General features: G+C 67.2%; 11 protein-coding genes. 7 read left to right on the forward strand and 4 right to left on the reverse strand.

Annotated elements, in window-relative coordinates; translation table 11 throughout:
* The first annotated feature begins 3 nt into the window (after positions 1-3).
* From BES08_RS15115 to BES08_RS15125, 3 genes are read left to right on the forward strand one after another with little or no spacing between them, the layout of a single operon-like run.
* Entirely contained in the window at positions 4-6615 is a 6612-nt protein-coding gene (locus BES08_RS15115) for a type I polyketide synthase (RefSeq protein ID WP_069708800.1), read from the forward strand.
* Entirely contained in the window at positions 6612-7598 is a 987-nt protein-coding gene (locus BES08_RS15120) for a glycosyltransferase family 2 protein (protein ID WP_008830146.1), read from the forward strand. The genes BES08_RS15115 and BES08_RS15120 overlap by 4 nt, the downstream gene beginning before the upstream one ends.
* A 4-nt stretch (positions 7599-7602) precedes the next feature.
* Entirely contained in the window at positions 7603-8289 is a 687-nt protein-coding gene (locus BES08_RS15125) for a 4'-phosphopantetheinyl transferase family protein (RefSeq protein ID WP_069708801.1), read from the forward strand.
* Positions 8290-8328: 39 nt separating this feature from the next.
* Here the strand turns inward: BES08_RS15125 and BES08_RS15130 are convergent, their stop codons facing one another.
* Complete coding sequence (locus BES08_RS15130) at positions 8329-8562, reverse strand: response regulator transcription factor (RefSeq protein ID WP_008830144.1); 234 nt, start codon at positions 8560-8562, stop codon at positions 8329-8331.
* Positions 8563-8779: 217 nt separating this feature from the next.
* A complete protein-coding gene (locus tag BES08_RS15135) occupies positions 8780-9613 on the reverse strand; it encodes a response regulator transcription factor (RefSeq protein WP_069709289.1) in 834 nt (277 codons plus the stop codon).
* 418 nt (positions 9614-10031) lie between these two features.
* Between BES08_RS15135 and rfbC the strand changes: the two genes are divergently transcribed.
* From rfbC to rfbA, 4 genes are read left to right on the forward strand one after another with little or no spacing between them, the layout of a single operon-like run.
* A complete protein-coding gene (rfbC, locus tag BES08_RS15140) occupies positions 10032-10610 on the forward strand; it encodes a dTDP-4-dehydrorhamnose 3,5-epimerase (protein ID WP_069708802.1) in 579 nt (192 codons plus the stop codon).
* The gene (gene rfbB, locus BES08_RS15145; RefSeq protein ID WP_069708803.1) at positions 10601-11659 is read left to right on the forward strand and encodes a dTDP-glucose 4,6-dehydratase; all 1059 of its coding nucleotides are present in this window, start codon (positions 10601-10603) and stop codon (positions 11657-11659) included. The genes rfbC and rfbB overlap by 10 nt, the downstream gene beginning before the upstream one ends.
* Positions 11656-12576 (forward strand): dTDP-4-dehydrorhamnose reductase, encoded by a 921-nt coding sequence (rfbD, locus tag BES08_RS15150; protein WP_069708804.1) that lies wholly within the window; start codon positions 11656-11658, stop codon positions 12574-12576. Before rfbB ends, rfbD begins: the two co-directional genes overlap by 4 nt.
* A complete protein-coding gene (rfbA, locus tag BES08_RS15155) occupies positions 12573-13508 on the forward strand; it encodes a glucose-1-phosphate thymidylyltransferase RfbA (protein WP_069708805.1) in 936 nt (311 codons plus the stop codon). The genes rfbD and rfbA overlap by 4 nt, the downstream gene beginning before the upstream one ends.
* Before the next feature lie 201 nt (positions 13509-13709).
* Here the strand turns inward: rfbA and BES08_RS15160 are convergent, their stop codons facing one another.
* Both BES08_RS15160 and BES08_RS15165 read right to left on the reverse strand, forming a co-directional pair.
* Positions 13710-14960, reverse strand: a complete 1251-nt coding sequence (locus BES08_RS15160; RefSeq protein WP_069708806.1) for a family 43 glycosylhydrolase — start codon at positions 14958-14960, stop codon at positions 13710-13712.
* 87 nt (positions 14961-15047) lie between these two features.
* A complete protein-coding gene (locus tag BES08_RS15165) occupies positions 15048-17903 on the reverse strand; it encodes a TonB-dependent receptor (protein ID WP_069708807.1) in 2856 nt (951 codons plus the stop codon).
* Positions 17904-18328 lie beyond the last annotated feature (425 nt).

An 18328-nucleotide genomic window follows, 5' to 3' on the forward strand; every position in this document is an offset into this window, starting at 1 on the left:
ACCATGCACCAGCCCATCGAAGAACCGTTCGACCCCTCGCTCGACACCTCCAGCGCGGTGGCCATCGTCGGCATGGCGTGCCGCTTCGCCAGGGCGCGCGGCCCGGAGGAATTCTGGTCGCTCCTGAGCGAAGGCCGCGACGGGATCGAGACTTATTCCGAGGAGGAACTGCTCGCCGCCGGAGTCTCGCCCGCCCTGCTGCGCAACCCCGACTACGTGCGCCGCGGCGCGCCGCTCGCGGACATGGAGTGCTTCGACGCCGCGCTGTTCGGCCTGTCGAAGCGCGATGCTGCAGTCATGGACCCGCAGCATCGCCACTTCCTCGAATGCTCGTGGGAGGCGCTGGAGGACGCAGGCCATACGCCGCAGGGCTTTGCCGAGGGAACAGGCGGTGTGATCGGCGTCTTCGCGGGATCGGGCCACAACGCCTACATGCCCTACAACCTGCTCACCAACGGCAAGCTGGTGAACGAGGTCGGCCTGTTCCTGCTGCGCCATACCAGCAATGACAAGGACTTCCTGACGACGCGGGTGTCGTACCTGTTCGACCTCAAGGGGCCGAGCATCAACGTCCAGACCGCGTGCTCGACCTCGCTCGTCTCGATCCACATGGCGGCGCAGAGCCTGCTGTCGGGCGAGTGCGACATGGCGCTCGCGGGCGGAACCTCGATCGAGCTGCCGCACCGCCGGGGCTACCTCTACGAGCAGGGCGAGATCCTTTCTCCCGACGGCCTGTGCCGTCCCTTCGACGCGGACTCCAAGGGCACCGTGTTCGGCAGCGGCGTCGCCGTGGTGGCGCTGCGCCGACTGGAGGATGCCATTGCCGCCGGCGACCACATCCATGCGGTGATCCGGGGCTCGGCGATCAACAACGACGGCGCGGGCAAGGTCGGCTACCTCGCCCCCAGCGTGGACGGGCAGGCGGCGGTGATCGCCGAGGCCCTCGCGGTGTCCGGCATCGCGCCTTCGGCCATCGACTATGTCGAGGCGCACGGCACCGGCACGCCGATCGGCGACCCGATCGAAGTGGCGGCGCTGCGGCAGGTCTTCGCCCAGTCTGGCGCAAGGCCCGAGCCCTGCGCGCTGGGTTCGGTGAAGGCCAACATCGGTCACACCGACACCGCCGCAGGCGCGGCGGGCGTCATCAAGGTGGCGCTGGCGATGCGCCACGCCGAGCTTCCCCCTGTTCCGCATTTCGGGGCCGCAAATCCCGAATGCGCGCTGGATACTGGCCTTTTCCGCGTACAGGCCACCAGCGCGCCCTGGCTCCGGCGCGACGATCGCCCCCGTCGCGCCGGGGTCAGCTCACTCGGCGTGGGGGGCACCAATGCCCACATCGTCATGGAGGAAGCGCCGCCGCGCGCGCCCAGCGGGCCGAGCCGCCGTCGCCAGCTGCTGATGACCTCGGGCGCCACGCAAGGTGCGGCGGATGCCAATGCTGCGGCGCTGGCGCAGTATTTCGCCGGAGATAGCAACAAACAACCAGCAACCACCTCCGTCATTGCGAGCGAAGCGAAGCAATCCAGGGCGGTTGACGCCGCCTCTGGATTGCCGCGCCCCTTCGGGGCTCGCAATGACGAAGCGGGGAGGGGGAACGCAGCGAACACGGGCGACGAAGCCCGGCATCTCGCCGACGCGGCCTTCACCCTCAACACCGGCCGCCGCGCGCTGGCATGGCGTCGGTTCGCGGTGGGTCAGGACGGGGCTGAAGCCGCCGCTGCGCTCGAAACCGCAAGTCGCCAGTCGTCCGCGAAGCAGGTTTGCGTGCCCGGCCGCCCGGTCGCCTTCCAGTTCTGCGGCGGCGGGCTGCAGCATGTCGATATGGCGCGTGATCTCTACCAGACCGAGGCCGCGTTCCGTGCCGACGTGGACAAGGGCCTCGCCGTGCTTGCGCGCATCGGCGTGCCGGACCTCAAGCGCTGGCTGTTCCCGGTCGAGGCCGACCGCGATGCTGCGGCCGCCGAGCTTGAACGTCCCTCCAACGCGCTGCCTGCGCTGTTCATCGTCCAGACCGCGCTCGCCCGCTTCTGGATGGCGCTGGGGATCGCGCCGGCCGCGATGATCGGCCACAGCTGCGGCGAGTATGCTGCGGCGCATGTTGCGGGCGTGGTGGACCTCGAAGCGGGCCTGCGCATCGTCCACGCGCGCGGCCGCCTGTTCGAGACGACCGCGAAAGGCGGCATGATCAGCGTGCCGCTTTCCGAGGCGGAACTTGCGCCGATGCTGCCGCCCGGGGTTTCGATCGCGACGATCAACGCCCCGTCCCTGTGCGTCGTATCGGGCGCGGCGGACGCGGTGGCGGCCTTCCTCGACGACTTGCGCGCGCGTGAGATCGAAGCGCAGCCGATCCCCATCGAGGTCGCCGCGCATTCGGCGATGCTCGACCCGATCCTGCCTGAATTCCGCGCCCTGCTGAAGACGATCACGCTGCGCGCGCCGCAGATCCCCTTCGCCTCGAACCTGACCGGGCGCTGGGTGAGCGCGGCGGAGGCGACCGATCCCGAATACTGGGTGCGGCACTTGCGTGAGCCGGTGCGCTATACCGACGGCCTCGAATGCCTGCTGGGCGAGGCGGACCAGGTGCTTCTGGAAGTCGGCCCCGGCCGCGCCATGACCAGCCTCGCCCGCCAGCATCCGGCGCGCAAGGCCAGCCAGCCGGTGGTCGCCTCGATGCGCCATGCGGGCGAGGACGTTGCCGACGACCAGCGGTTGCTCGAAGCGCTCGGCGAACTCTGGGCGCTGGGCGTCGAGATCGACTGGACCGCATGGTGGGGTGACGAGCGCCGCCTGCGCGTGCCGCTGCCGACTTATCGCTTTGAGCGCGAACGGCACTGGATCGAGCCGGGTGCGAGCCTGCACACGGCGGCCTCCGGGGGCGATGCCGATACCCGCCTCGCGCTGGGCGACTGGGGCTACGAGCCGGTGTGGAGCCGCGAGGATCTGGTGGCGGGAGAAGCCGTGGGCGGGGCTGCAGGTGGTCCGGCTCTGGTGCTCTGCGATGACGACGGGTTCGGCGCCAGCCTTGCCGCGCGTCTGCGCAAGGCGGGGGTGGAGACCGTAACCGTCCACGCGGCGACGCGCTTTTCCGCCAGTGCTGCAGGCGCCTTCGCGCTGCGGCCCGACATGCGCGAGGACTGGGCGCGGCTGTTCGTCCGGCTGGGCCGAGACGGGCGGATGCCGCGTCAGGTCTATCATTGCTGGCTGGCGGGCGGGGTAGCCGCGCCGAGGCGCCGGGATGCGGCGATCCTCGACCGGGGGCTGCATGCGCTGATCGCGATGGTGCCCGAACTCGCCGCGCAAGTGGACGAGGGGCCGGTGGTCGTCGCGCTCGTCACCGACAAGGCGCAGCGCGTGGCGGGCGATGCGGACCTCATGCCGCTCAAGGCCACGGCGATCGGCGCCGCGCGCACCGTCTCGGCCGAGTATCCGGCACTCGAGGTGCGCGCGATCGACATCGATCTTGCCGCCGTGAACGCCGCCGACCTTGCCGACGCGGTGATCGCCGAGGTTTCCGGCCCCCGTGCTTCCGGTGACGTCGCCTTGCGCGCGGGCGAGCGCTGGACGCTCGCCTACCGCAACGCGCGCGAGCCGCTGGCCGAGGGACAGCCGACATGGCTGCGCGAGGGCGGTGTCTATCTCGTCACCGGCGGGCTGGGCGGGCTGGGCCTGTCCATCGCCGACCACCTTGCGCGCGGATACAAGGCGCGCCTCGCTCTCGTCGGGCGCAGCGCCTTACCGCCGCGCGGGGAGTGGGCGCAGCGCCTCGCAAGCGGCGACCTGCCGCTGGGCGTCGAGGACAAGGTGCGCAAGCTGCTCGCGCTCGAAGCGGCGGGGGCGGACGTGGAACTGATCGTCGCCGACGTCGCCGATGCGAAGGCGCTGGCGAAGGGCGTGCGCAAGGCGGTTTCCCGCTTCGGCCCGATCGACGGCGTGTTCCATGCCGCCGGCGCGCTCGACGACGGGCTGATCGAGACCCGCAGCCGCAAGGCGGTGGACGCCGTGCTGCGACCCAAGATCGCGGGCACCCTGGCGCTGGAGGAGGCGCTCAAGGGTCAGGCGCCGGGCTTCCTGCTGCTGTTCTCCTCGGTCAGCGCCTTCGCGGGGCTGCCGGGGCAGGTGGACTATGCCGCCGCCAATGCCTTCCTCGACGCCTATGCGCAATCGCGGCGCAGCGATGCGCGCACGCGGGTGCAGTCGGTCGGCTGGAGCCAGTGGGCCGAAGTCGGCATGGCCGCCGCGCTCGGCGGGCGCGAGGGCGGAGCGCCTGAAGGAGGGATGGGCGCGCTGCCCGACGACCTCGGGGCAGGGAAGGCGATCGAGCATCCCTTCCTCGAACGGCTCTGCACCATTTCCGACGATGAGTTTGTGGTCACCGGCATCCTAACCCCCGTGCGGCATTGGGTGCTCGACGAGCACCGAGTCGTTGATGCCGGTGCGCTGTTGCCCGGGACATCTTTCCTGGAGATGTCTCGGGCAGCAGTTGCGCTGGTCCACCAGGGCGCGCTGGAACTGTCCGACTTCACCTTCCTCAAGCCCTTCGCGGTGCCGGATGGAGAGGCGCGCGCGCTGCGGGTCCATGTCCGTCGGCGGGGCGCGAGCGGGTGGAAGGTCACCATCCTCGGCCGCCCCGAACAGGGCGGCGAATGGACCGAGCACGCACACGGCGTGGTGCGCCCGCACACGCTGACGCCGCTGCGCTCCACGCTCGACCTCGGCGCCATCGCCGAGCGCTGCAGCCCCGCGATCTGCGGCGGCGCCGACCAGCGGATGATGAACTTCGGCCCCCGCTGGGATACGCTCGTGCAGGCGCTTGCGTCCCCTCACGGCGAGGCGCTGCTCCAGCTGGAACTCCCCGCGCCCTACGCCGCCGAGGCCGTGGCGATGGGCCTGCACCCGGCGCTACTCGACTTCGCGACGGCGGGCGCACAGACGCTGATTCCCGGGCGCGACCGGAGCCGTGATTTCTACGCGCCGTTCACCTATCGCCGCTTCCTGCTCCACGCCCCGCTGCCCGCGCTCGCGTGGAGCCACATCCGGCTCGTCTCTTCCGATGGCCAGACGGCGGTGTTCAACGTGACGATCACCGACGCCGACGGCCTCGTCGTCGCCGAAGTGCGCGAATTCACGATGATGCACATGGGCGACGCGGCGCTGCTCGCCCGCGCCTCCGCGACGCCGCCGCGCGCCGCGAAGGCCGCCACCGGCGAGATCGCGGCAAGCTCCGAGGGCATCCTGCCCGAAGAGGGCACCGAAGTGATCGCGCGCCTGCTCTCGGGCCGGTGCCGCCCGCATACGGTGATCTCGCCCTACGACCTTGCGCCGGTGCTCGCGCGCCTGCGCAGCCCGCCGCGCGCCGCACGCCGCGAGGCTGCCGGGGGCGATCCGGCGGATCTGCCCGCGACCCCGGCCGAACAGGTCATCGCCGACTTGTGGTGCGACCTGCTGGGCATGGAGGCGGTCGGGCGGCACGACAACTTCTTCGATCTTGGCGGCCATTCGCTGCTGGCGGTGCAGTTCACCAACCGACTGCGCAAGAAGACCGGCCGCACCCTGCCGCTCGCGGCGATGCTCGGCCAGCCGACCGTCGCGGGGCTTGCCGCCGTGATCGACCCGGACAGCCGCGCGCCCGATATGCCCGCCGCCGCCGAGGCGGATGCACCGGGTCTTGGTCTGGGTCAGGGCATCGTCACCATCCGTAAGGGCGGCCCGGCCACGCCGCTGTTCCTGATCCACGACGGGCTCGGCGAGACGCTGCTCTATCGCGGCCTGGCGCTGCGACTGGATGGCGCGCGGCCGGTGCTGGGGATCGAGCCGCTGCGCAAGGCGGACGGCAACTATGCCCACACCCGCATCGACGAGATGGCGACGTACTACATCGGCAAGGTGCGCAGCGTTCAGCCGCAAGGCCCGTACCTCCTCGCCGGGCTCTGCGCCGGGGGCGTGATCGCCTTCGAGATGGCGCAGCAACTTCAGGCGATGGGCGAGCAGGTGGCCTTCGTCGGCGTGATCGACGCCGCCGACGTCGAGGCGCGCAAGCACCGCTTCGGCGAGAGCCGCGCCCGCCTTGGCCGCGTGCTCGGTGTGTTGAAGTCCGGCAATCCGCTGCAGATGCTGCCCGACCTCTGCCGCCGCGCCTGGAACCTCGCTCGCTGGGAGATCGAGTCGCGGATGCGGAGGGCCGAGGATCGACGAACCGTCGATGCCCTGCGCGCTGCCGATGCCGGTGACGCGGCGATGGAAGCGGATGCTCCGGCGATCCCGTTCCTCAGGCTCTATGAAGCCGCACACAAGGAACATCGGCCGATCGGCATCCTGCAATCGACCAGCGTGGCGCTGTTCAAGGCGTCCAACGACACCGACCTTGCCGACGATACCCCTTACCGCGCGATCTACCGGGACTTTGCGCTGGGCTGGGGCAAGCGGGTGCGCGAGGACATCGTGATCCTCGACATTCCCGGCGGCCACATGTCGAACCTGCAGGAGCCGCACGTCGCCACGCTCGCCCCGCTGTTCCAGAACGCGCTCGACGATGCCGTGTCCGAGCACGGGCCGTGGAGCCGCGCCGCGGTGATGCAGGAAGAGCGGTTCGACTTCTTCGAGGAGGCGGCGGAATGAGCGGGCGCGCAGTTCGCCGGGGGCTCGACTTCCCGATCGCCGTCGTCATCGTCAACTACCGCACGGCGGCGCTGGTGACGGAATGTCTCGCCAGCCTCGATGTCGAGCGGCGCTCCGGCGCGGGACTGCGGGTGATCGTGGTGGACAACGATTCGCGTGATGGCTCGGCCGAATCGCTCGAAGCCGCGATCGTGCGGGAAGGCTGGGACTGGGCTACGCTGGTGCGTTCGCCGACCAACGGCGGGTTCGGGACGGGATGCAACCTCGGCATCGAGCACGCCCTTCGCGACGGCGAGGCCCGCGCGGTCTGGCTGCTCAATCCCGATACGCGCGTGATGCCCGGCGCGGCCAATGCACTGGCCGCCTTCATGGCGGCAACGCCGCGCGCGGGCGTCGTGGGTACGGCGCTGCTGCTCGCCGATGGCGCGCCGTGGCCTTACGCCTTCCGCTTCCCTACCGTACTCGGCGAACTGGAGCGGGCCTTGCGCTGGGGGCCGGCCTCGCGCCTGCTGGCGAGGCACAGGACGGCCCGGCGGATGGACGGGCGCGCCGAGCAGATCGACTGGGTCTCCGGCGCCAGCATGGCCGTGCGCCGCGAGGCGCTGCAGCAAGGGCTTCGCTTCGACGAGGACTATTTCCTCTACTACGAGGAGACCGACTTCTGCCGCGAGGCGAAAACGCGCGGGTGGCAGTGCTGGTATGCGCCGCGTCCGACGGTGCTGCACGTCGCCGGGCAAAGCACCGGCGTCACCGGCGAGGACGCTCATGCGCGGCGGGTCCCGGGTTACTGGTTCGCATCGCGGCGGCGCTATTTCCGCAAGAACCATGGCTGGGCTTATGCGCTGGCGGCCGATCTCGCCTGGATCGCGGGGCATTGCTTCTACCTCGTCAAGCAGCAGCTGCGCCGCAAGCCGCGTGAGGATCCGCCGCGGCTGCTCAGCGACTTTCTCTGGTTCGGGATGCTCGCGCCCCAACGGCGTTGAGGCCATGGGAGAGGATCTCGTCGCGACACTCGCCCGGCACGGCATCATCGGTGAGCGGATCGCGGCGCCGTTTCCGCTTTGGCTGGTGCGGGCGGATCCGGACAACGCGGGCGACGTTTCCGCGCCCCTGAGTGACGAGGAACGCGCGCGCGCAGATCGGTTCAGGATTTGTGCCCTCGCGCGGCGCTACCTGACGGCGCATGGCGCGCTGCGCCTGCTGATCGAGGCCGAGTTCGGCATTGCGGCATCGCGGCAGCGCTATGGCGTGAACGATTTCGGCAAGCCGCATCTTCGTGATGTGCCGCATGTGCAGTGCAACATGAGCTACAGCGGAGAGGTCGCGCTCGTCGCTTTCGCGCGGCACGTGGAGATCGGGATCGACATGGAGCGGGTGCGCTCTGTCGACGACGCGGCCGGACTGGCTGCGATGTATTATACCGATCGCGAATTAATGCAGTTGAATGAAAGGCCGGATGCGTTTTCCGACCATGCATTCCTGACGGTCTGGGTCAGGAAGGAAGCCTGTTCTAAGGCACTCGGAAAGGGTCTTTCAATTGCCCCGTCATCGTTCGAGTGCGGTGTGGGCTGCGGCCCGAGGAACGTGCTTGTCGATGGAGAAGTCGTAGAAAGCGATGTTGTCGACCCGAAGGGCGGTTTGCTGATGTCTTGGGCCATGCGAGGCCAGTGTTAGTTCCCAAATACTAACCGACATTCTTGCTTTTCTCTGTACTCAGTTAGCCTGCGACTGAAGCAGTCCTTCGCGGATGACGTAGGCGATCATGTGGGCGCGGTTGCGAGTGCGCGTCTTGAGCCGCACGTTCTCGACGTGGCGTTCGACCGTGCAGGGCGCGATGTTCAGTTCGATCGCGGTTTCCTTCGCCGAACGACCCATGGCCACAAACTGAAGTACGTCCAGTTCGCGTGAAGTCAGCTGGACGTTCTCGGTTCCTTCAATTCGATACATATAAACCCCCGTAGACTCTAATGGGGTCAGTTAACCCCATGAACCCAATGTCGCATCGCTCTAACGGAGAGTCACGCAATATTTTGGGGGAATATACCTAGCTCGTCATCCTCTTGAGGCACTTATCAGTACTATAATGGGACTCTGAAAATTCAGTATAAGCGGCCCATCCGGAACACATGAATATAACAAAAGCAGATAGATGACTCCGGATCACCTATTGTAACAAAGTGTCTCTGCTCTTGCGCGCAATCATCCTGTCGGTCTGGATCGACCCGGAGAAGCGCCTAGTGCTTGAATCGGAAGAGGTCGAGCCATGATCGAACAGACTCGGCTGCGGGGGATGGCTCGTCTGAGGAATATCGACGTTTCCCTCCACGGCCTCCTGACCGACGAGGCTGGAAGGCCTGTTAATTAACTCGCGTGCCATTACTGCGGCCTGGGTACGGTTTTCCACCCCGAGCTTGCGCAGGATGGCCTTAACCGCCGCTTTCACCGCAGCTTCGTTGATGCCCATCTCGCGCGATATCGCCTTGTTGGGCTGGCCGAGTGCAAGATGCTCCAGGACGCGCAGTTCCCGGTCGCGGAACCCGAACGCCTCGATCGCCGGGGCGGGGGCGGCGTGCCGTGTGGCTGCCGGCAGGCTGACGAGGAAGTCGATCACCTCCGGCGGCGCCACCTTCTGCCCGTTCGAGACCATCTGCAGGATCGCGACCAGTGAAAGATAAGGCACGTTGTCGGGAAAATAGGCATAGGCTCCGGCCGCATAGAGCGCGACCATCTCGTCGAAATCGAAAGCGCCGGTAAGCACGATGATCCGCATTTCGGGATGGTCGTGCTGCATGGTTCCGACGATGGCGGTGCAATTATCCTGCAGCAATTCGCGCTCGACGACGAGGATGTGCTGAACCTCTTCTTCGGAAAGACCAAGGTTCAGTTCTTCGAGAGCGGAAACCGATTCCGACACCTCGAAGTCCGCATCCGTGAATATGCGCCTTAGACCTTCGCGGATGATCGAATTCGTGATCGCAATGGAAATGGATGCCGGCATGTCGGTTCGTATGCCCCTCTTCGCATTTTCGCCCCCATGCGTGTCAGGCACCATGGATGATGATTAATAGTTTGACAATGCCGTAAAAATCAGTGCTCGGATGGGTAAGGATTGTTGCTGCGGCGTTGCAGCATTGCGGTAAGTCGATGGGGAACGATTACTGCGGACCGATGTTCCGGGCGCAAGATACGCGACTGAGCGGCACTTCTATTGGAAGACACGTAATCGTGCCTCTTACGGATTGCGTAAAAGTCATAAAGGCGAAGTCGGAATAGAATACTCGGGGCGGTCATCGCCGAATGGCGGCTGCCCGGCAAATCTGGCTTCTTGTCCCTAGCGGGGCCTGCCGATCGTTGCGGCTACGCGGATACGCGCATCCGGGCTTTCTCGCCCGGCCGGGGGAGCGGGAGCCTCGACCATGATCGTCAAGACCTATGAGATTTCCGGTCCCTGCGCCTTCGTGCCCAGCCGGATCGCCGACACGCGCGGCTGGTTCGCCGAAACCTTCCGGCACGACCTGTTCGCCCGGCACTGCGGCGATGCGGCCTTCGTGCAGGACAACGAGTCCTGCAGCCTTGCCGTCGGCACCGTGCGGGGCCTGCACTACCAGCGCCCGCCGCATGCACAGGGCAAGCTGGTGCGCTGCACCGCGGGCGCGATCATGGACGTGGCGGTGGACATCCGCGCCGGCTCTCCCACATACGGCCACTGGATCGCCGAGACGCTGACGCCCGACAACGGCACCCAGCTGTGGATACCGCCCGGCTTCGCGCACGGGTTCTGCACGCTGCTGCCCGACACCGTCGTCGCCTACAAGGTGACCGACTACTACTGCGCCGAATGCGACCTCGGCATGCGCTGGAACGACCCGGCTCTGGCGATCGCCTGGCCCGATCTGGCCAATCCCGCCAGCCTCTCGCCCAAGGACCGCGCGCAGCCGTTGCTGTGCGAGCGGCCCGCGCACTTCTTCTTCGAGGAACTTGCCGCATGCGCGTGATGGTGACCGGCGGGGCGGGTTTCATCGGCTCGGCGCTGGTGCGCCATCTGGTACAGACGCGCGGGGACACCGTCCTCAACCTCGACAAGCTGACGTATGCGGGCAACCTCGCCTCGCTGAACTGCGTGGCCGGGCGCGAGAACTACCGCTTCGTGCGCGCCGACATCTGCGACCGCGCGGCGATGGCCGAAGCCTTCGCGCAGTTCCGCCCCGACCGGGTGATGCACCTTGCCGCCGAAAGCCACGTCGACCGCTCGATCACCGGCGCGGGGGACTTCATCGCCACCAACGTCGTGGGCACCTTTACCCTGCTCGAAGTCGCGCGCGACTACTGGCAGCGCCTGCCCGCGACCGAGCGCGACCGCTTTCGTTTCCTCCATGTCTCGACCGACGAGGTCTACGGCTCGCTCGGTGACGAGGGATTGTTCGAGGAGACCACGCCCTACGATCCCAGCTCGCCTTATTCGGCCTCGAAGGCGGCGTCGGATCACCTCGTCAAAGCCTGGTATCGCACGTACGGCTTGCCGGTGGTCGTCTCGAACTGCTCGAACAACTATGGCCCTTATCACTTCCCCGAGAAGCTGATCCCGCTGACCATCCTCAACGCGCTGGAGGGGCGCCGCCTGCCGGTCTACGGCCGGGGCGAGAATGTGCGCGACTGGCTCTATGTCGACGATCACGCGCGCGCGCTGGAGTGCATCGCCTCGCGCGGGCGGCTGGGCGAGACCTACAATGTCGGGGGCCGCAACGAGCGCCGCAACATCGACGTGGTGCGCCGCATCTGCATGATCCTCGATGCGATGGCGCCGGGTCCGGTGCCGCGCGAACGCCTGATCGAATTCGTCGAGGACCGTCCCGGCCACGACGCCCGCTACGCCATCGACGCGAGCAAGCTGGAGAGCGAACTCGGCTGGCAGGCGCAGGAAACCTTCGAGACCGGGATCAGCCGCACCGTCCGGTGGTACATCGATAACGAATGGTGGTGGCGCCCGCTGCGCGCCCGGTACGAAGGCGAGCGCCTCGGGCTGATGCAGGAGGTCGCCGCGTGAGACTGGCGGTCACCGGCACCGGAGGGCAGGTCGTGCGCGCGCTCATGGAGCGGGGCGCGGCGTTCGGGGTCGAGGTCCTGCCGGTCGGACGTCCGGTGCTGGATCTGCTCAGGCCCGAGAGCGTACGCGATGCGCTGGCCGCCGTGCGCCCCGACGCCATCGTCTCCGCCGCCGCCTACACCGCCGTCGATGCGGCCGAGACCGATCGCCGCAAGGCGCAGGCGGTCAACGAGCACGGGGCGGAGGCGATCGCGCTTGCCGCGCGCGATCTCGGCGTGCCGCTGGTGCATTTGTCCACCGACTACGTCTTCGCCGCCGATGCGGGGGGGCCGCACACAGAGGATGCGCCGACCGATCCGGCCGGGGTCTACGGCGCCACCAAGCTCGCAGGCGAGCGCGCGGTGCTGGCCGCACATGGCGCCGACAGCGCGGTCTTGCGCACGGCCTGGGTCTACAGCCCGTTCGGCGGCAACTTCGTCAAGACCATGCTGAGACTGGCACGAGAGCGGGAGGAGGTCAGCGTCGTCGCCGACCAGTTCGGCAACCCGACCAGCGCACTCGACATCGCCGAGGGTGTGATCGCGGTCGCGCGCAACCTGCTGGCGGACCCCGATCCGTGCCTGCGCGGCGTGTTCCACCTGACCGGGCAGGGCGACGCCTCATGGGCGCAGCTTGCCGAGGCGGTGTTCGACCTCTCGCACGAAATGGGCGGGCCATGGGCACAGGTCCGCGCCATCCCGACCAGCGCCTATCCCACCGTGGCGCGTCGCCCGGCGGACTCCCGCCTCGACTGCGCGCGCATCGCGGCGGTGCACGGCCTCACCTTGCCGCCGTGGCGGACCTCCCTGCGCCCTATCGTGCAGCGGCTGGTCGCCCGGCATCACTCCCTTAATCAGTTCGCAGGAGCCTGCTCATGAAAGGCATCATTCTCGCCGGGGGCAGCGGAACGCGCCTCTATCCGATGACGCTGTCGACCTCGAAGCAGCTCATGCCGGTCTACGACAAGCCGATGATCTACTACCCGTTGAGCACGCTGATGCTGGCGGGCATCCGGCAGATCCTGATCATCTCCACCCCGCGCGACCTGCCCGCCTTCCGCGAACTGCTGGGCGATGGGTCGCAATGGGGACTGGAACTGGAATACGCGGTCCAGCCGCGCCCTGACGGGCTGGCGCAGGCTTACGTGATCGGTGCGGATTTCGTGGGCGGGCAGCCCTCGGCGCTGATCCTGGGCGACAACATCTTCCACGGCCATGGCCTGCCCGACCTCCTCGCCCGCGCCGGCGAGCGCCAGCGCGGGGCGAGCGTCTTCGCCTATCATGTGCAGGACCCCGAGCGTTACGGCGTGGTCGAGTTCGACAACCGGGCGCGCGCCGTCTCGATCGAGGAGAAGCCCAGCCTGCCGCGTTCCAACTGGGCGGTGACCGGGCTCTACTTCTACGATGCGCAAGTGGTGGACATCGCCGCCAACCTCGCACCCTCGCCGCGCGGCGAACTGGAGATCACCGACGTCAACCGCGCCTATCTGGAACGCGGCCAGCTGTCGGTGGAGATGATGGGGCGCGGCTACGCCTGGCTTGATACCGGGACGCCCGACAGCCTGATGGACGCAGCTGAATTCGTGCGCATCCTCGAAAAGCGGCAGAGCACCAAGATCGCCAGCCCCGAGGAAGTCGCCTATCGCCGGGGCTTCATCAGCGAAGCGGGACTGGAGCGGGCGATCTCGCGGCTCGGCAAGTCGGACTATGCGCGCTATCTGCGCCACGTGCTGGAGCAGGGCGGGGTTACGCCGGACACCGCGCTGCCGGGCGCGCGGCTGGAAATGGACCCGCATCCTTCGGTGCAGTAAGCGTCGGGCGGTCATTACTCTCCCCCCGCTCAGGCTGAGCGGGGTGGCGGAGGGGCGCTTCGTCTAATTGAAACACTCCTGGTCATCCCCGCGAAGGCGGGGACCCATTTGATGCCGGTGCAACACGAAATGTCAGGAGATGGGTTCCCGCCTTCCCGGGAATGACCGTCGTAGAGTTTGCGATGATCGCGCGCCCAGGAATTACGTGCGCGGCGTGAAGTCCGGCACCAGATGGCCCTTCTCGTCCATGCGCGCCGGCACGATGCCGGGCTTTTCGCGGAACGGCGCCTCGTCGTCGTTGCCGAAGATGGTGCACCACCAGCGGCCTTCCTTGTCCTTGAAGATGTTGCCGCCGCCGCCGCACGGCACGCTCTCGTAGCGGTCGCGGTACGGGCCGAAAGGCGTGTCCGAGGTCGCCAGCGCGAAGGAATAGCGGTTGGGGTGGAAGCGGTCGACGGCGCCGAGGTAGTATTTGCCGTCATGCTTGAACATCGTCGCGCCCTCGAAGCCGATGTCCTTGAAGCCGCGGTGAACGCACTTCTTGTTGTGGTGCAGCGGGTCGGGGTCAGGGGTTTCCAGCGTGATCGGCGTCCACTCGCCGTCGTAGCCGGACAGGTCGGGCTTCAGGCGCACCATCTCGAAGGCGCCGCCGTACGTCAGGTAGACCGCGCCGTCGTCGTCACCGAACAGGGTGGCGTCGATGCCGTTGCGCAGCGGCTTGTCGGGCGAGAAGGCGTGGACGTAGGGGCCGGTCGCCTTGCCGGAGGTGCTGCGCAGGATCGCGATGCCGGAACGGCTGATCGAATGGCAGATGTAGTAGTTGCCGTTGATGTAGTGGATCTCCGGCGCCCAGATCGCGCGGAAGTAGTCGCCCTTGCGCACGGTCCACTGCTTTTCCCAGCCGCCGTCCTTCTCGATGCTCCAGACGAGGCCGAGGTAGTCCCACTGCTCGAGGTCGGCCGAGCGCCAGAGTTCGACGCCGTCGTTGGCCTTCCAGATGTCGTCGCCGGTGGAGCCGGTCATGTAGTAGAAGCCGTCACCGCCGAGGCATACGATGGTGTCGCGCAAGTGGACGTGGATCAGCGGCTTCACCGGCGGGATCAGGCCCTGCGTGACGACGCGGCCGGAGTCGGAATCGTTCCACGGCAGCGCGTTCTTCGGCGGCGCGCCGGGGCCTTTGAAGCGCACGCCCTTGCGGTCCACCGCCGCCTCGCTGGTGACCCAGCCGCCGCGCTCGGTTTCGGGAGTGACCGGAAGGCCGGGACCGCTGCGCGTGGCGACGTCGTAGTAGCCGGGCGGGGGAGGCGCGATCGGACGGCCGTTGTCGTCCTCGACCGGGAAGGGTGTGCGCTTCAAAGGCTCGGCGGCAAGGCCGAGCGAGGGGCGCGTGCCCAGCAGCGCGAGGCTGCCGGCAACCACCGCGCGGCGGCTCAGTTCGAAGCCCTTGGTCACGTCATCTCTCCCGGTTTGGATAGCGCTATCAATTTTGGACCGAAAAAATCCCGGCCCTCGCGGTTAAGCGGGGGCCGGGACAGGTCGTCAGTACTTGAAGCGGACGCCGAAGTAGAACTGGCGGCCGAAGCTGTGGTTGAGGACGACGCGGTCGGCATCGCCGATGTACATGTCCTTGACCTCGTTCGTCAGGTTGTTGCCCTCGATGGTGAGGGTGATCTTGTCGGTCAGGTTGACGCCGATCGAGGCATCGACGTTGATTGCGCTGTTGACGCCTTCCTGCGTGCTCTGATCGCGCGCGCCGCCGCCGAACGCTTCGACGTAGCCCGAACGGTAGGACACCGAGCCGCGCAGGGAGAGCAGCTTGTCCTCGTAGAACAGGGTGCCGTTGGCGGTGTGCTTGGACAGGTTGGTCAGCGGGCCGACCACGGTGCCGATGCCGCCGGGGCCGGGGTACTTGAGGTCCGCCTTGACGTAAGTGTAGTTCGCCAGGATGCCGAGGTTGCTGAGGAAGCCCGGCAGGAAGTCCAGCTGGTGCTGGTAGTTCAGCTCGAAGCCCTTGAGCTTGCCGCCGTCGCCGTTGATCGTGCGGCGCACGGTCACCGGCACGTTTGCGGGCAGGCCCTGGTCGGTCGCGAGGTTGAGCGGGAAGCCCAGCTGGTCGAACGGCACCAGCGTCGAGATCTGCGTGCCCGAAAGCGAGCCGATATCCTTCTGGAACAGGCTGATGCCCAGCAGCGAGCCCGGTGCGAAGTACCACTCGGCCGAGAAGTCGAGGTTGAACGCCTCGGTCGGGTTCAGGTAGGGGTTGCCCTGGTTGAAGACCTGGTTCGCCTGCTGCAGGATCAGGTTGCCGCCGGGCGACAGCGCGCCGAGGCCCGGACGGGTGATCACCTGCGCGGCGCCGAAGCGCAGCAGGAAGTCGGGGGTGATCTCTGCCACGAGGTTCATCGAGGGCAGCCAGTTCTCGTAGCTGCGCTTGACGGTGATCGGGGTGGCGACGCCGCTGGAGAGACCATACCCGAACGAGGTCTGGCCGGTCTTCACGTAGCGCACGCCCGCATCGCCCCGGAACATGATGCCGCCGATCTCGCGCTCGAAATCGATCTGGAACCACGCCGCCTTGTCGACTTCCTTGATCGAGCCGGTGTTGCTGGCCGCCGTCGCGTTGGGGTTCGTACCCGCCACGTCACGTCCGTTGACGCGGAAGTCCACGTCGCGGCCGTTGATGTTGGTCACGCAGTTGCAATAGATATTGAGCGTATCGACGAAGCCCTGCAGGTCGGGGATCACGTAGCCCGAATAGTTCGGATCGCCGGTCTTGCCGTTTAACGGCTTGGTCAGCGCCGCGACCTGCGCGGGCGTCAGCGTGCCAGAGGAGGTTTCGGCGACGAAGCGGCGGCTCTCGAAAGTCTCGTAACGGAAGCGGCGGTATTCGCCGCCGAACGACAGCTTGAAGCCGTCGGCCACGTCCCACTCCGCGCCCAGCTTGGTCGAGAGGTAGTCGTTGGTGACCTCGTTCCTGCGGATGCGGATGTCCGAGGTGCCGTTGGTGAACGACCAGCTGGCCGGATCGCTGGGATCGAAGCCCCAGTTGATGGTCGGCGCGCGGCTGTTGTCGCGGTAGTCCCACGAGAACCCGTCCGAGTTGGCGCGGTCGAGGACCACGGTGGTCTGCTCGGGGCTGTCGAACTTGGACTTGGAGTAGCCCGCATAGCCGTTGAGGCGGAAGGTATCGCTCAGTTCCTGCTTCACCACGGTGTTGTACTGGTAGAAGGTGGTGCTGAAGCGGTCGTGGCGCGATTCGATGCGCATGTCGACGTCGTCGAACACGCCGTAGACCAGCGAGTTGTTGTCATCGACCACGCCGTCGCGGATGATGGTCTGCGACTTGCCCGAAGCGCCCGAGCGGCTGAACGAGAGCGCCTCGATGTAGTTTTCCCAGCGCTGCGTCTTGGACTTCGCATAGAGCCCCTCGACGACGATTTCGGTGCGATCCGAGGGCTTCCACTGGACGGCGCCGGTGAGGCCCAGGCGCTTGATGTCGTTCTTCCAGCTGTCGTAGCGGGGAATGCGCGGGTGATAGATCAGGTCGCCCCAGTTCGAACCGTCGGCGGCGGGGGCCTGATTGATCTGGGCGGCGGTGTATCCGGGCAGGGTGGAGGCCGCGTTGAAGCCGCCGTTCACGCCCGCCGGGCTCCAGCGCACGGTCGAGTGGCCTTCCTCCTCGATGGTGCGGGTGGAGTACGCGGCCGAGGCGAGGACGCCGAACGTGCCCGAATCGTTCTGCCAGCTGACGAGGCCCGCAAGGCGCGGGTCCCAGGCCTTCGACAGATCGTTGTAGCCTGCGCGGGCGGACCCGGCGACGACGAAGTTGTCCTTGAAGTCCAGCGGGCGGGCGGCCTGCAGGTCCACCGTGGCGCCGAGCGAGCCTTCCTCGACCGAGGCCGAGGCGGTCTTGCGCACGGTCAGCGAGTTGAACAGTTCCGAGGCGAAGATGTTGAAGTCGAAGCCGCGGCCGCGGTTGACGCCGCCGCCTGCGTCCGAACCGCCGGTGGTCGCCACGGCTTCCATGCCGTTGATGCGCACGCGGGTATATTCGGGGCCAAGGCCGCGCACCGAGATCGCGCGGCCCTCACCGCCTTCGCGGCTGATAGCGACGCCGGGAATGCGCTGGAGCGATTCCGCCAGGTTGTTGTCGGGGAACTTGGCGACGTCCTCGGCCTTGATCACGTCCACTGCGGCGGTGGACTGGCGCTTTTCCGCCTGCGCGGTCTGCACCGAGTTGCGGAAGCCGGTTACGATGATGTCGGCGGGCGTCGCGCCGTCGATCTCGGAGGTCTGCGCGTCCTGCGCATAGGCCGGCGAGATGCAGGCGACGGCCAGAACGGTCGCGGACGCACCGCGCACCAGGCGACGACGAAGAATTGCGGAACTGCGCACCCTGATTTCCTCCCCATTTGTAGACCGGCGACGCGGGACTTTCCCGTCCTCGCCTTGACCGGCCCAGCCTCCCTTTTATGGTCGAGCTTGATACCGGTGTCAGAGACTACGAACAACACGCAGATTGATACGCCCGGCGCTTCATTGCTTCGTGCGCGAAAAGGGGCTTGATCGATGCAGTCGGTGCATCGGTTTGGGGAAGAAAGCGGGATTGTCGAATGCCGAACCTCCGTCCCGTCATTGCGAGCGTAGCGAAGCAATCCAGGGCAATTCCACCCCGCACTGGATTGCTTCGCTACGCTCGCAATGACGAAGCGACGGCGACGATGCGCAGCGCACATCGATCAAGCTGCACAGCGGCATGGATGGAGTGGACGCCGCGCGCGTAAGTCTGAAGGCACGGAAAAAGCCGCAAACCAGTGCGG

It is taken from the genome of Novosphingobium resinovorum (assembly GCF_001742225.1).
GTDB classification, from domain to species: domain Bacteria; phylum Pseudomonadota; class Alphaproteobacteria; order Sphingomonadales; family Sphingomonadaceae; genus Novosphingobium; species Novosphingobium resinovorum_A.

Coding starts and splice junctions, on each gene's coding strand:
- BES08_RS15115 (WP_069708800.1), top strand. CDS start 4: ATGCACCAGCCCATCGAAGAACCGTTCGACCCCTCGCTCGACACCTCC.
- BES08_RS15120 (WP_008830146.1), top strand. CDS start 6,612: ATGAGCGGGCGCGCAGTTCGCCGGGGGCTCGACTTCCCGATCGCCGTC.
- BES08_RS15125 (WP_069708801.1), top strand. CDS start 7,603: ATGGGAGAGGATCTCGTCGCGACACTCGCCCGGCACGGCATCATCGGT.
- BES08_RS15130 (WP_008830144.1), bottom strand. CDS start 8,562: ATGTATCGAATTGAAGGAACCGAGAACGTCCAGCTGACTTCACGCGAA.
- BES08_RS15135 (WP_069709289.1), bottom strand. CDS start 9,613: ATGCCGGCATCCATTTCCATTGCGATCACGAATTCGATCATCCGCGAA.
- rfbC (WP_069708802.1), top strand. CDS start 10,032: ATGATCGTCAAGACCTATGAGATTTCCGGTCCCTGCGCCTTCGTGCCC.
- rfbB (WP_069708803.1), top strand. CDS start 10,601: ATGCGCGTGATGGTGACCGGCGGGGCGGGTTTCATCGGCTCGGCGCTG.
- rfbA (WP_069708805.1), top strand. CDS start 12,573: ATGAAAGGCATCATTCTCGCCGGGGGCAGCGGAACGCGCCTCTATCCG.